This is a genomic window from Austwickia sp., assembly GCA_016699675.1.
In the GTDB taxonomy this organism is placed as follows: domain Bacteria; phylum Actinomycetota; class Actinomycetes; order Actinomycetales; family Dermatophilaceae; genus Austwickia.
Window position 1 is genome coordinate 3443984 of the sequence record CP064985.1, and the last position, 13567, is coordinate 3457550.

Genomic DNA, 13567 nt, shown 5'->3' on the forward strand with positions numbered 1-13567 from the left:
TGACGTTACCGTCCCGGCGGCCGATAGCGGCCAGCGTGCGGCGAGCGGCGGCGTGCCGAATCGGAGTTGGTGGCAGCGTCTTTCGCTCGGAGGGTCGTGCCGAGCGGGGCCTGCCGACGGCCATCGTCGCCCGGCGCGAGCCCGCCCTGACAGCAGGGGCAGTAGAACATCGTGCGGTCCCGCGGCGGCGCGCCCAGAGCGAAGACCCGGACCGGGTCGCCGCAGCGGCGACACGGCAGTCCGGAGCGGCCGTGCGCGTATTTCTCCTTGCCGCGCCGTCGCGATCCGGTCGTGGACTGCACGGCGTGGTCCACGTTGACCCGCAACAGCCGGGCGGCGCGGTCGACCAGCGCGGCCACCGTCTCGGGGGGCAGCGTGCCCACCGGCGCCCAGGGGTTGAGGCGTTGCAGAAACAGGGACTCGGCGGCGTACATCGTGCCGACGCCCGCCAGGTTGCGTTGGTCCAGCAGGGCCTCGCCGATCGGGCGGGACGGCTCAGCCCTGAGGTTGGCCAGGGCAACCGGCGCATCCCAGTCCGTCCCGAGGACGTCGGGGCCCAGATGGCCGACGAGGCTGGCCTCCTGCTCGGTCGGGACCGCGTCGAGCATCCCGAGGCGGATGCCCAGGCAGACCCAGTCGGCGTCCGCGACCACGGCGCGGATGCTGCCGGCGGCGAGCCGGCGCGGCGTGGCCTCGCGGGGGGCCAGGACCCGCCAGGAGCCCTCCATCCGGAGGTGACTGTGGATCGTCCAACCGCCGGCGATGCGGTGCAGGATGTGCTTGCCGCGGGCGACCACTTCCACCGTCTCGCGGCCGGCGAGGTCGAGGGTCGCGGCCTGCCCCCACCGCAGGTCGCAGACCGTCAGGTCGCGACCCGCGAGGGCCTGATGGAGCCGTCGGGCCGTGCGAAACACCGTGTCCCCCTCGGGCATGCGGCCCCACCTCCGTTTCTTCCCGTCCGTTCCGGGTCGACTGCTTCCTGTTCCTTCGCTGTCCGCAGGGTTTGGGTGCGTGCGCGGTTGCGGACCGGTGTGCGCGCGTCGCGGTTGCGCCTAGCGTCGCAGCCGCAGACCTCGTGGCGTCGTGTGGAAACCCGCTCCCGCCAGCGCGGTGATCAATGGGTGCCCGGAGCCCAGGACCGCGGCGCCGTCGGCCCGCTCCACCGAGAGCCGGCCCAGCGCGCCGGAGTGGATGGCCGCCGCCAGGGCCCCGGCCGCGTCGCCCAGCGCGTGCGGGTCGTCGGTGTAGCAGAGCATGGTCCGGCCGCCCCGCTCGACGTACAGCACCAGCTCTCCCTCCCGCAGCACGACGAGGGCGCCGGCCTTGCGGGCGGCGCGATGACCCCCGGCGCGTTCCGTCGCGGCGGTTTTCTCGGCGGCGTTCGCATGGGCGACCGTGGCGCCCGCGTCGTCCCCGGCGGGGTCATGGGCCGGATCGACCGCGTCCCGATCGGGCCAGGGCAGCGCGGCGCCGTACGGGTTCGCCGGGTCGGTCGCGGCCAGCACCAGCGTCGACGCGCCGACGTCGCTCTCCTCGTCGGGCGCCCGACGCAGGGCCCGCAGGCGGTCGATGGCCCCGGTCGTCGCGAACTGGGCGGCCCCGAGCCCGTCGACGAAGTAGCCGCGGCGCACCCGCCCCGCCTCCTCGGCGGCGGCCAGGACCCGGTAGACGGCGGCGAATCCACCGGGGGTGTCCTCGGCCTGCACGCTGCCGCGCGTCAGCACGCCGTACCGGTCCAGGAGCAGTTCCGCCGTCGCGTACGCCCGGGCGGTGTGGTCCGGATCGGGCGCCGGAAGGGCCGCCCAGCGACCGACGACGGTCGGCGGGACCGCGCGAGGCGGTACGACGAGGCCTGCGCCCCGCCGACCCCCCAGGGCGCCGAGGCCTCGGCCGGCGTACCGTCCCGACCGGGGCGCCGTCCGCCGCGCTTTGTGCGTCGCCCGGCCCGAGCCCGCGAGGGCCCGCACCGGCGCGAAGGTGTCGTTGCTGATGAGGCCGGCCCAGACGAGGTCCCACAGGGCTGCCAGGAGCGCGGTCTCGCCCGACCCGGGGGATTGGCCCAGCTCGGCGTGAATGCCCGGGGCCTCGGCGAGCGCGGGGTAATGGAACGCGCCGCCACCGGCCAAGCCGTCGAGCAGCGCCCGGTGGAGGGCCGACCCGGCTGGCCCGGTCGGCGGCGCGGGGAGCGTCGGCGGGGCCAAGGTCAGGGGAGCCGAGTCGGCGAGGTGCAGCGAGATCCACCCGTCGCCGCCGGGGAGCGCGCCTCGGCCCTGCCACAGGATCTCCCCGGCCGACAGGAGTTCGTCGAGGTCGGCCGGGGCATAGTCGCGCACCCGCGCGGGCAGGATCAGCGACTCCCAGGCGCTGGCGGGCAGGGGGACGCCGGCGAGCTGTTCGACGGCGCGGACCACGGCCTCCGGACCGCGCGCGCGGCCGCCGACGCCCTGCCAGGCCGGGACGAGGCGGGCCAGGTCCACCTGGGGGGACGGTTCGACCTCGGCCCGCAGGGCCGCGAGGGATCGGCGGCGCAGGAGACGAAGGACCTCGGCGTCGCAGTACTCCAGGGGCAGATGTCCGGGCGCAGCGGCTTCGTGGGGTGGCCCCAGTGCGGCGGCCTCCGCTCCCGACGCCGCCGTGGCATCAGCCTGCGCGGGGCCGGCGAGCGGCCGCAGTCGGCCGGACGTGAGGCGGCCCGTGCTGACATGGCGTTCGAGGGCGCCGACGGCCACGGCCCGACCCACCCCGAGCCACGCGGCGAGCTCGGTGGCGTCGAACGGGCCATGGGTGCGGGCGTAGCGAGCCGCCAGGTCACCCAAGGGATCGGGTACGGGGGCGAGGAGGGCCTCGGGCAGGCCGACCGGCAGGGCGACCCCCAGCGCGTCGCGCAGCCGGCCAGCGTCCTCCACCACGGCCCAGCGGTCTTCGCCGGCCACCCGGACGGTCATCAGCCGGCGGGCCGCGCCGAGCGACTCCAGCCACGTCGGGACCTGCGCCGCCTGGTCCGGGCTCACCCGCCGCTGCACCTGCGCCGTGCTGATCGGGCCGAGGCGCCGCACCAGGTCGGCCACCCCCTCGGCGTCGCGGGCCCACCGATCCGGGGCCAGGCGCTGCAACTCCGCCTCGGTCCGCTGGACCACCTCGGGGTCGAGGAGGTCGGCGAGGCTGGCCCCGTCGCCGCGCCCGAGCAGCTCGGCCAACAGCTCCGGATCGAGGGCGAGCGCCGCCGCGCGCCGCTCGGCCAGCGGCGAGTCGCCCTCGTAGAGGAACTGCGCGACGTAGCCGAAGAGCAGGCAGCGGGCGTACGGCGAGGGCGCGGGCGTGTCCACGGTGTGCACGGCGATCTCGCGCCGGGCGATGCGCGCCATGAGGTCGGCCAGGGCCGGCACGTCGAAGACGTCCTGCACGCACTCCCGCACCGCCTCCAGCACGATGGGGAACGAGGGGTACTGGCTGGCCACCGAGAGCAGCTGGGCGGAGCGCTGGCGCTGTTGCCACAACGCCTGGCGCTTGCCGGGGTGGCGCCGCGGCAGCAGCAGGGCACGCGCCGCGCACTCCCGGAACCGGGCGGCGAACAGCGCCGAGCCGCCGATCTGTTCGGTGACGAGGTCCGCCACCTCGGCGGGGTCCATGGTCAGCGTGGCGACGAGATCAAGCGGGTCGCCGCTGTCGTCATCGAACTCGACGTCGGGCAGCCGGAGCACGATGCCGTCGTCGCCGTGCATGGCCTGGACGTCGACGCCGAGCCGCTCCCGCAATCGCGCGCCGATGACGAGAGCCCACGGGGCGTGTACGGGGGAGCCGAAGGGGGAGTGGATCGCGAGCTGCCAGTCCCCGAGCTCGTCGCGGAACCGTTCCACGACGATGGACACGTCGTCCGGGACGCGGCCGGTCGCCTCCCGCTGCTCTGTCAAATAGTCGATCAGGTTGTCGGCGGCCCAGTCGTCCAGACCGCCGGCCCTGGCCCGCTCCAGGGCCGCCTCCCTGGGCAGCCCCGCGAGCTCGCGCGTGTACGCCCCGACCGCGGCGCCGAGCTCCGCCGGTCGCCCGAGGGAGTCGCCCTTCCAGAAGGGGAGCTTCCCGGGTACGCCGGGGGCGGGCGTGACCAGCACCTGGTCGTGGGTGATCTGCTCGATGCGCCAGGACGAGGTGCCGAGGGTGAACACGTCCCCGACCCGCGATTCGTACACCATCTCCTCGTCGAGCTCCCCGACCCGGCGGCCGGCGCCGTCCCCCGCGAGGAACACCCCGTAGAGACCGCGGTCGGGAATGGTGCCGCCGCTGGTCACGGCGAGGCGCTGCGCGCCCGGTCGCGCGGACAGGGTGCCGGCGATCCGGTCCCAGACCAGGCGCGGCCGCAGCTCAGCGAACTCATCGCTCGGGTACCGGCCCGACAGCATGTCCAGGACCGCGTCGAGGACGGGACGGGTGAGTGTGCCGTACGACGCGCTGCGGCGCACCACGTCGAACAACTCCTCGACCGCCCAGTCGTCTAGGGCCGTCATCGCCACCACCTGCTGGGCGAGGACGTCGAGGGGGTTGCTGGGGATGCGGAGGGCCTCGATGCGACCGGCGAGCATGCGCTCCACGACCACCGCGGTCTGGACCAGGTCGCCGCGGTGCTTCGGGAAGAGGACGCCGTGACTGACGGCGCCGACCTGGTGACCGGCGCGCCCGACCCGCTGCAGGCCGCTGGCCACGCTGGGGGGCGCCTCGACCTGGATGACGAGGTCGACGGCCCCCATGTCGATGCCCAGCTCGAGGCTGCTCGTCGCGACGACCGCGGGCAGCCGGCCCGCCTTCAGGTCGTCCTCGATGACGGCGCGTTGCTCCTTGCTGACCGATCCGTGGTGAGCCCGGGCCAGGACCGCCGGCGCGCCCGCCGAGGCGTTCTCCGGGGACGCCAGTTGCCAGCGCGACACGCCGGCGGGGCGGTCCGGCGGCTCCGACGTACCCTCAGCCGCCGCGTCCAGACGGTCCTGCCAGACCTCGTTGAGGCGAGCGGTCAGCCGCTCGGCGAGGCGTCGGCTGTTGGCGAAGACCAGCGTGCTGCGGTGGGCCGCGATCTCGTCGACGAGGCGCTGCTCGACGTGCGGCCAGATCGAGGTGCGCCGGGGGTCGCCTGCGGCAGCGCCGGACAGGTCGTCGGTGACCTGGCCCAGCTCGGCCAGGTCCGGGACGGGAACGACCACGTCGAGGTCCCAGGACTTCGTCGACGGCGGCTGCACGGTGGTCACCGGGCGGCCACCGGCCAGGTAACGAGCCACCTCCTCCAGGGGGCGCACCGTCGCCGACAGGCCGATGCGCTGCGCCGGAGCGTCCAAGAGATGGTCGAGGCGCTCCAGGGTCAGCGCGAGATGCGCCCCGCGTTTCGTGCCCGCGACGGCGTGCACCTCGTCGAGGATGACGGTCTCCACGCCGCGCAGGGCCTCGCGCGCGCGGGAGGTGAGCAGGAGAAACAGGGACTCCGGCGTCGTGATGAGGATGTCCGCGGGGGTCTTCGCGAACGCGCGGCGCTCCTCGGCGGGGGTGTCGCCGGAGCGGACGGCGACCCGTACGTCGGGGCGCGGCAACCCCAGCAGCTCCGTGTGGTGCCCGATCCCGACCAGGGGCGCGCGCAGGTTGCGTTCCACGTCGACCGCGAGGGCCTTCATCGGCGACACGTAGAGCACCCGGCAGCGGCGCTGCGCCTCGTCCGGGGGAGGCGTGGCCACCAGCCGGTCCACGGCCCACAGGAAGGCGGACAGCGTCTTGCCGGAGCCGGTGGGCGCGACGACCAGCGTGTGGGCGCCAGAGCTGATGGCCTCCCAGGAGCCGACCTGGGCCGGGGTGGGCGCGGCGAAGGCCCCCCGGAACCAGGCGGCGGTCGCGGGAGAGAACCGGGCGAGTACGCCGTCGCCGCCGTCGGCCCCGTTGGCAGGGTCGGCGGCGTGCCCGACCACGGTCCCTGCCGACGGAGCGGCGGGGTCCTCGCGGGGAATCGGGGCGGGGGCGCCCTCGGGACTGGTGATCATGACAGTGCGAAGCCTGCCACTCGGCACCGACAACGCTCGCGGACCCGCCCCATGCTTGACTGGGCGCGTGCGGCTGACGGAGTTCTGGCGGTTGATGGAGGACGAGTTCGGCCCTGCCCGAGCCCGGATGCTCGCCGATCATCAGTCCCTGACGTCGCTGGGGAGCGTGCCGGCGAGCGTGGCCATCGCGAGGGGCGAATCGCTGAAGCAGGTCTGGCGGGCCATGTGCGCCGAGATGAACGTCCCGCAGGAGCGTTGGTTCGGCAAGGACCGACCGATCCGCCGCGGCTGATCCGCACGCCCTCCGCGGCGCTGACCGTGGAGTGGGCCGACACGCCGAACCGCGTGTGCACCGTCGAACAATTGTTCGGCTACTGTGCTGTCCACAGGGACCGCGGCCCCACCCCGTTATCCACAGGCATCGCGCCAGGTCGAAGCGTTGTCGGAGCCGCCCCCTAACGTCTGATCCGGACGGGCCGCAGTGGCGGCCTCGACGGGTCGAAGGTAGACGACCGACCACGAATCAGCAGATGGGCAGGTGCGAGATGGCTGCTGCAACGGCAGATCAGAAGCAGAAGTCGCTGGACGCCGTGATGGCGCAGATCGAGAAGTCGCATGGCAAGGGCGCGGTGATGCGGCTCGGCGACGACGTACGGCCTCCGATCGAGGTGATTCCGACCGGATCGATCGCGCTCGATGTGGCTCTTGGCATCGGCGGACTCCCGCGTGGCCGGATCGTCGAGATCTACGGGCCGGAGTCCTCCGGCAAGACCACCGTCGCCCTGCACGCCGTGGCGAGCGCGCAGAAGGCCGGCGGGATCGCGGCCTTCATCGACGCCGAGCACGCCCTGGACCCCGAATACGCCAAGAAGCTCGGCGTCGACACCGATGCGCTGCTGGTCAGCCAGCCGGACACCGGCGAACAAGCGCTGGAGATCGCGGACATGCTGATCCGCTCCGGGGCGCTCGACATCATCGTCATCGACTCGGTGGCGGCGCTGGTGCCGCGCGCGGAGATCGAGGGGGAGATGGGCGACTCCCACGTGGGTCTGCAGGCCCGCCTCATGAGCCAGGCGCTGCGCAAGATCACGGGCGCGCTCAACAGCACCGGGACGACCGCCATCTTCATCAACCAGCTGCGCGAGAAGATCGGCGTGATGTTCGGCTCGCCCGAGACGACGACCGGTGGCAAGGCGCTGAAGTTCTACGCGTCGGTGCGGCTCGACGTCCGGCGGATCGAGACGCTCAAGGACGGTTCCGACGCGGTGGGCAACCGGACCCGCTGCAAGGTGGTCAAGAACAAGGTGAGCCCGCCGTTCAAACAGGCCGAGTTCGACATCATCTACGGCCAGGGCATCTCCCGCGAGGGCGGCCTGATCGACATGGGCGTGGAGCACGGCTTCGTGCGCAAGTCGGGGGCTTGGTACACGTACGAGGGCGACCAACTCGGCCAGGGCAAGGAGAACGCGCGCAACTTCCTGCGCGACAACCCCGAGCTGGCTGACGAGCTCGAGCGCAAGATCAAGGCCAAGCTCGGCGTCGGACCGGGTCTTCCCCAGGACGGGGCGCCGGACGCCGCGCCGGGTGCGACGAGCGGGTTGGGGCTGGGGAACAGCAAGGATGAGGTTCCGCTGGCCGACGTCCCGGTCGCGTTCTAACCGTTGCCCCGGCACGCCTTGCCCCACCACGGGTCGTCGACCGTGCCAGAACGGGCGGACTTAGCGCGTGCCGCGCTGGCCGCCGCCGAACAGGCGGCGGCCGGCCGGGCCGTGCCGACGGGAGGGGATGCGGGCTCGAGCGGGGACCGTACGCCGGGTGCGCGCCGCGGGATGACCCCGCGCTGGTCGCCGCCGGACGATCCGGAGGCGATCGACAGCGAACCGGATCCGCACGACGTCGCCCGGCAGATCGTGCTTCGCCTACTGACGATGGCCCCCCGGTCCCGGGCGGAGCTGGAGAAGAAGCTGGCCCAGCGCGGCTGTGCTCCGGAGGTGGCCCGCGTGGTCCTCGACCGGATGGAAGAGGTGGGGCTGGTCGACGACGAGGCCTACGCCGGGATGCTCGTCCGCAGCCAGCGCACCGGTCGTGGCCTGGCGCGGACGGCACTGCGCGTCGAGCTGCGCAAGAAGGGCGTCGAGGCGGAGGTCATCGAGGACGCCGTGGCCGAGGTGTCCGACGAGGAGGAACGGGCGGAGGCACGCCGGCTGGTCGAGAAGAAGCTCCGCACCATGCACGGGCTGCCGGCTCAGGTCCAGGCCCGCCGTCTCGCCGCGATGCTCGGGCGTAAGGGTTACGGAAGCGAGCTGTCGTACGCCATGGTCCGGGAAGCCCTGCGCGAGGCGCCGGAACACCAGCGCGACTGACCCCGGGAGCGCTGGTGAGCGCCCGAGAGGGCCAAGTATCCCGCCGCAGGAGCGTGCGATGAGTTGGGCCGCGCGGGGGACCGCCGTTCCTCGCCGGCCTGGCGCGTCATTGCCGGGGCCGGACCAGGCGGTCAGTGGCCACCGGTACTGCGGGTGGCCACCTCGTAGCTCCACAGTTCGGCCGACAGACCCATGGGCGGCTTCGGCGCCGGGTCCTCGCCCGGCCCCGCCGGGGCGGTGCCATGGGCACCCGGGCGGAACTCCCGATGCGCCCCCTTGAAGTCCTCCGAGCCGATCCAGGCGGCGTAGCTGTCCTCGTCGCGCCACCGCGTCACGACGAGATAGACCCGTCGGCCGTCGGTGGGTGCGAGCAGCTCGAAGCCCTCGAACCCGTCGAAGTGGTCCACGGCGCCGGCCCGCGCGGCGAACCGGCGGACCATCTCCTCCCCGCCTTCGGGCACGGTGATCGCGTTGATCTTGATCGTCGTCATGGCCACATCATGCTCGGTGGGATGCACCGCCGGAGACCGGGCCCTGCGCCGGATGCCCGCGAGCCGGACGGCTCTTCGGGGTCACCACCCGCGGCCGGACGGGTCAGTCCGGTCCCAGCCCCGCGACGGAAGCCGCATCGTCGCTCTCGCAGTGTGCTGAGCCCTGATCAGCGGCGCCGGCGCGTGTGGTCAGGCTCAGCAGCCGGGCGAGCTCGCGGCGGCGCCGAACGAGGTCTGCGGCGGCCGTGGCCCCGCGGCCGGTAACGAGGGACAACCGCACGCGGGTGCCGAAGGGCAACGGCTCGACCACGTCCCCCTCGCGAAGTTCGGTCACGAGGGCGGTGCGCGGCACCACGGCGAGCGCGCCCCGGGAGCGGGGTGTGGGCACATCGGCCGGCGGTCGAGCCGGCGGTCGGGGCGGGCATCGGTGGCCCGCCGCGCACGCCGTACCCTTGACGGGTCATGACCCGCGAAACCACCGCACCCCGGACCTACGAGGTCCGCACCCACGGGTGCCAGATGAACGTCCACGACTCCGAGCGGCTGGCCGGGCTCCTGGAGGCGGCCGGCTATGTCGACGTGGCGAGCGTCCCGGCCACGGACCGTCCCCAGACCGCCGACGTCGTCGTCTTCAACACCTGCGCCGTGCGCGAGAACGCCGACAACAAGCTCTATGGCAACCTCGGCCAGCTGCGGCCCGCCAAGACCGAAAACCCGCAGATGCAGATCGCCGTCGGCGGCTGCATGGCGCAGAAGGATCGCGCCACGATCGTGCAGCGGGCGCCCTGGGTCGACGTCGTCTTCGGCACCCACAACATCGGCAGCCTGCCCGCCCTCCTCGACCGGGCCCGGCACAACCAGCGCGCCGAGGTCGAGATCCTCGAGGCCCTGGAGACCTTCCCCTCGACGCTGCCGACCCGGCGCGACTCGGCGTACGCCGCGTGGGTCTCGATCAGCGTCGGCTGCAACAACACGTGCACCTACTGCATCGTGCCCGCCCTGCGCGGCAAGGAGCAGGACCGCCGGCAGGGCGACATCCTCGCCGAGGCGCGGGCCCTGGTCGCCGAGGGCGTCATGGAAATCACGCTCCTGGGCCAGAACGTCAACACGTACGGCGTCGAGTTCGGCGACCGCGCGGCCTTCGGCAAGCTCCTGCGCGCCTGCGGGGACATCGAGCACCTGGAGCGGGTGCGCTTCACCAGCCCGCATCCGGCGGCGTTCACCAGCGACGTCATCGACGCGATGGCCGAAACGCCGAACGTCATGCCCAGCCTGCACATGCCCCTGCAGTCCGGTTCCGATCGGGTGCTGCGCGAGATGAAGCGCAGCTACCGCGGCGAGCGCTTCCTGGCGATCATCGACGAGGTCCGCGGCAAGATCCCCGATGCCGCGATCACGACTGACATCATCGTCGGCTTCCCCGGCGAGACGGACGCGGACTTCGAGGACACGCTGCGCGTGGTGGAGCAGGCGCGGTTCGCGGGGGCGTTCACGTTCCAGTACTCCATCCGCCCCGGCACCCCCGCCGCCACCATGGCCGACCACGTGCCCAAGCACGTGGTCCAGGAGCGGTTCGACCGGCTCGTGGCGCTGCAGGACGAGATCGCCTGGGCCGAGAACCGCGCCTTCGAGGGCCGCACGGTCGAGGTCCTCGCCGCGCGGGGGGAGGGCCGCAAGGACGCGGCCACCGACCGGATGAGCGGCCGGGCGCGGGACAACCGGCTGGTGCACTTCGCGGTGCCGGCGGCGGCCCGCGAGCGGGGCGAGGTCCCGCGGCCGGGTGACATGGCGACGGTGCAGGTGACGTATGGCGCCCCGCATCACCTCGTCGCGGACGGCGCCCTGGCGGGGGGTCCCTACGCCGTACGCCGTACGCGCGGTGGCGACGCCTGGGAGGCGACCCAGGACCACCCCACCGACGCACCGACCGGCGGCCCCGCGGTCAGCCTCGGCCTGCCCCGGGTGGGCGCCCCGCCGCCGCGCCCGTGAGGCGGGCGTCGGCCGGTGCCGCCTGCCCGCGCCGGGTCTAGAGCCGCGGGTCGACCGGCTCGGACTCCAGGGCCAGCACGGCGAACACCGCCTGGTGCACCTGCCACAGCGGCGCCCACGCGACGAACCCCTCCAGCGCGTCCAGCCCCAACCCATGCTCGCGGAGCGCGAGCTGCCGCTTGCGGCCGAGGTTCCGGTCGCGCAGCACGTCGAGCGAGTCCAGGTAGTCGGGACCGTAGATCAGGCGCAGGTACTCCCGGCCGCGCACCTTCAACCCCGGCTGGACCCGCCGTGGCCGCCCGACACGCTCGGCCGGCGCGGAGGCCGGCTTGACCACCATGCCCTCGCCGCCGGCCGCGGTGCGGTCCAGCCACCACTGCACGCCCGCCGCGCGGTCGGCCGACGACGTCAGGTCGACCACGCGGGCGCGGGTCGGGGTGATCAGCGGGTCGGTCAGGGTGGCGAGCCGATCGAGGTGCCACTCGTGGGGCTCGGTGAGGGCCAAGCACCCGCCCCTGGGCGGCGAGGATCTGGAACGGCGCCAGCGTGATCCCGTCGAGGCCGTCGGTCGGGCGGCAGTAGGCGGCGTACGCCGCGCGGTAGGCCGCGGCGTTGGCCAGGCGCGCCCGCACGTGGTCCAGCCGACCCCCCACGTCGAGTCCGCGCTCGCGGGCCTGTTCCAGCAGCGCGGCTGCGGCAGGCAGGGCGTACGTCGCGGCGGCTCCGACCGAAGCGTATTGATCCCGGATGAGCCCGTCGGCCTTGGCCGACCAGGGCAGCAGCTCGCAGTCCAGGGCCAGCCACGACGACTCCAGCGCGTCGAAAAGCCCGGCCGTGGAGCCCAGCAGCCGGCGGACCAGCTCCCGGTGTTGCGCCGCCTCGGCGAAGAACGGCCGGCCGGTGCGCGTGTACACGGCGCCCAGCGAGCCGTCGGCCACGCCGAAGTGGTGCTCCGCGGCGGCCTCGTCGCGGGTCAGAACCACGATGGCCCGCGAGCCCATGTGTTTCTCCTCGCAGACGACGCGGCTCTCGCCCCACTCGGCGTACTGGTCGAAGGCCTGCTCGGGGTGCTCCAGTTAGGGCCCGGGCGGCGCGGCGGCCGCCGGCGACATCGTCGGCGGCAGGTAGATGAGCCGGCGCGGGTCGACGGCGTACCGGCTCATGACCTCCAACGCCGCCGCGGCGTTCTCCTGTTCGATCTTCACCTTCCCGGCGTGCGGGCTGCTCAGCCAGCGGGTGCCGACCACGTCGTCGATCCGCAGCACGGCCGGCTCGCGCCCCGCGTCGGGTTCGCGACGGGCGTCCGGCTCGCGCCCGGCGTCCGGCTCGCGCCCACCGTTCGCATCGGCGCCAAAACCCCCCTCCGCGCCTGCGCCCGCCGGCCCGGCGCCCGACGGCCCGGCGCACGAATCCGCTTGGCCGCCCACGGCAGCGGTCAGCGGGCGCACCGGCGCGTACCACTCCCGCTCCGCCGGGACCGAGACGATCTCGCGCTCGGGGTAGCGCAGCGCGGTGAGCGCCCCGCCGAAGACGGCGCCGGTGTCCAGGCAGATCGTGTTGTTGACCCACTCGGCCCGCGGGGTGGGCGTGTGGCCGTACGCCACGACGGCCGCGCCGCGGTAGTCGCGCGCCCAGGGATAGCGCACCGGCAGCCCGTATTCGTCGGTCTCGCCCGTCGTGTCGCCCGTACAGCGAGAACGCCCGCACCCGCCGCGACGATCGGCCGTGATAGGCCTGCGGCAGCCCGGCGTGCGCGACGACCAATCGGCCGCCGTCGAGGACGTAGTGGCTGACCAGCTCGGTCATGAACTGCAGGGCATCGGCGCGGAACTGCTCGTCCTCCCCGTCAAGCTGCTGCAGCGACTCGGCAAGCCCGTGCGACACGCGCACGTTCGCCCCCTTGAGGGCGCGCACCAGCTTGGCCTCGTGGTTGCCCGTGATCGTCAGCGCCGTCCCCGCGGCGACCATCCCCATCGCCAGCCGCAGCACCCCGGTCACGTTCGGTCCGCGGTCGACGAGGTCGCCGAGGAACACCGCGGTCCGGCCCAGCGGATGGGCGGCGGAGACGACCACCCCGGCGCCGTCCCTCTCGATCTGCCAGCCGAGCCGCGTCAGCAGCGTGATCAGCTCGCCGAGGCAGCCGTGCACGTCGCCGATGATGTCGAAGGGCCCGGTCAGGTGGCGGTGGTCGGGCCAGGACGGCTCCCGGACAATGGTCGCGGCCTCGATCTGGTCCACGCCGCGCAGGACGTGGACCCGGCGGAAGCCCTCCTTGAGCAGGTGCGCGAGGGACCGTCGCAGGTCGTGGTGCTGCCGCTCGACGACGCGCCCGCCGAAGTCGCGGTCGGGTCGGGCCGCGTTGCGGCGTACGGCCACCGCCGCCGGCACGTCGAAGACGATCGCGTCCACGAGGACGTCGTGCGCGCGGGCGAGCGCGACCAGCCCGGCGCGGGCCTTGGCCTGCGTGTTGGTCGCGTCGACGACGGTGAGCAACCCCCGGCGCAGCCGCGTCCCCACGATGTAATGCAGCACGTCGAAGGCGTCGGGGGTGGCGGTCTGGTCGTTCTCGTCGTCCGCGACCAGGCACCGGCAGAAGTCGCTGGAGACGACCTCGGTGGGGCGGAAGTGGCGCGCGGCGAACGTGGACTTGCCGCTGCCGGAGACGCCCACGAGGACCACGAGGCCCATCGCGGGGACGGACAGGGCCGGGTGC

General features: G+C 73.8%; 9 protein-coding genes and 2 pseudogenes. 4 read left to right on the top strand and 7 right to left on the bottom strand.

All coding sequences use genetic code 11. From position 1 onward, the window contains the following. Positions 1 to 5 precede the first annotated feature (5 nt). Both IPK37_15730 and IPK37_15735 read right to left on the bottom strand, forming a co-directional pair. Positions 6 to 932 (bottom strand): Fpg/Nei family DNA glycosylase, encoded by a 927-nt coding sequence (locus IPK37_15730; protein ID QQS00310.1) that lies wholly within the window; start codon positions 930 to 932, stop codon positions 6 to 8. A 120-nt stretch (positions 933 to 1052) separates the two neighbouring features. Beyond that, positions 1053 to 6011 (bottom strand): ATP-dependent helicase, encoded by a 4959-nt coding sequence (locus IPK37_15735; GenBank protein ID QQS00311.1) that lies wholly within the window; start codon positions 6009 to 6011, stop codon positions 1053 to 1055. 67 nt (positions 6012 to 6078) lie between these two features. Between IPK37_15735 and IPK37_15740 the strand changes: the two genes are divergently transcribed. From IPK37_15740 to IPK37_15750, 3 genes are all read left to right on the top strand, one after another. Further along, on the top strand, positions 6079 to 6303 hold the full coding sequence (locus IPK37_15740; protein QQS00312.1) for a DUF3046 domain-containing protein: 225 nt from the start codon (positions 6079 to 6081) through the stop codon (positions 6301 to 6303). A gap of 238 nt (positions 6304 to 6541) precedes the next feature. Next, positions 6542 to 7669: a recombinase RecA gene (gene recA / locus IPK37_15745; protein QQS00313.1), complete on the top strand. Its 1128-nt coding sequence runs from the start codon at positions 6542 to 6544 to the stop codon at positions 7667 to 7669. Between the two features lie 270 nt (positions 7670 to 7939). Continuing rightward, positions 7940 to 8374, top strand: a complete 435-nt coding sequence (locus tag IPK37_15750) for a regulatory protein RecX (GenBank protein ID QQS02936.1) — start codon at positions 7940 to 7942, stop codon at positions 8372 to 8374. A 131-nt stretch (positions 8375 to 8505) separates the two neighbouring features. Here IPK37_15750 and IPK37_15755 read toward each other — a convergent pair whose 3' ends face one another. Together IPK37_15755 and IPK37_15760 are read right to left on the bottom strand one after the other, a co-directional pair. Beyond that, on the bottom strand, positions 8506 to 8865 hold the full coding sequence (locus tag IPK37_15755) for an antibiotic biosynthesis monooxygenase (GenBank protein QQS00314.1): 360 nt from the start codon (positions 8863 to 8865) through the stop codon (positions 8506 to 8508). Positions 8866 to 8968: 103 nt separating this feature from the next. After that, the gene (locus IPK37_15760) at positions 8969 to 9217 is read right to left on the bottom strand and encodes a hypothetical protein (protein ID QQS00315.1); all 249 of its coding nucleotides are present in this window, start codon (positions 9215 to 9217) and stop codon (positions 8969 to 8971) included. Between the two features lie 110 nt (positions 9218 to 9327). Between IPK37_15760 and miaB the strand changes: the two genes are divergently transcribed. Further along, positions 9328 to 10854: a tRNA (N6-isopentenyl adenosine(37)-C2)-methylthiotransferase MiaB gene (miaB, locus tag IPK37_15765; protein ID QQS00316.1), complete on the top strand. Its 1527-nt coding sequence runs from the start codon at positions 9328 to 9330 to the stop codon at positions 10852 to 10854. A 37-nt stretch (positions 10855 to 10891) separates the two neighbouring features. Here miaB and IPK37_15770 read toward each other — a convergent pair whose 3' ends face one another. The 3 genes and pseudogenes from IPK37_15770 to IPK37_15780 all read right to left on the bottom strand — a co-directional run bounded on the left by IPK37_15770 (position 10892) and on the right by IPK37_15780 (position 13542). Beyond that, entirely contained in the window at positions 10892 to 11359 is a 468-nt protein-coding gene (locus IPK37_15770; protein QQS00317.1) for a hypothetical protein, read from the bottom strand. Beyond that, positions 11358 to 11930 (bottom strand): annotated as a pseudogene (locus IPK37_15775) (polynucleotide kinase-phosphatase). Before IPK37_15775 ends, IPK37_15770 begins: the two are co-directional and overlap by 2 nt. After that, a pseudogene (locus tag IPK37_15780) lies at positions 11931 to 13542 on the bottom strand (AAA family ATPase). Between the last annotated feature and the right edge of the window lie 25 nt (positions 13543 to 13567).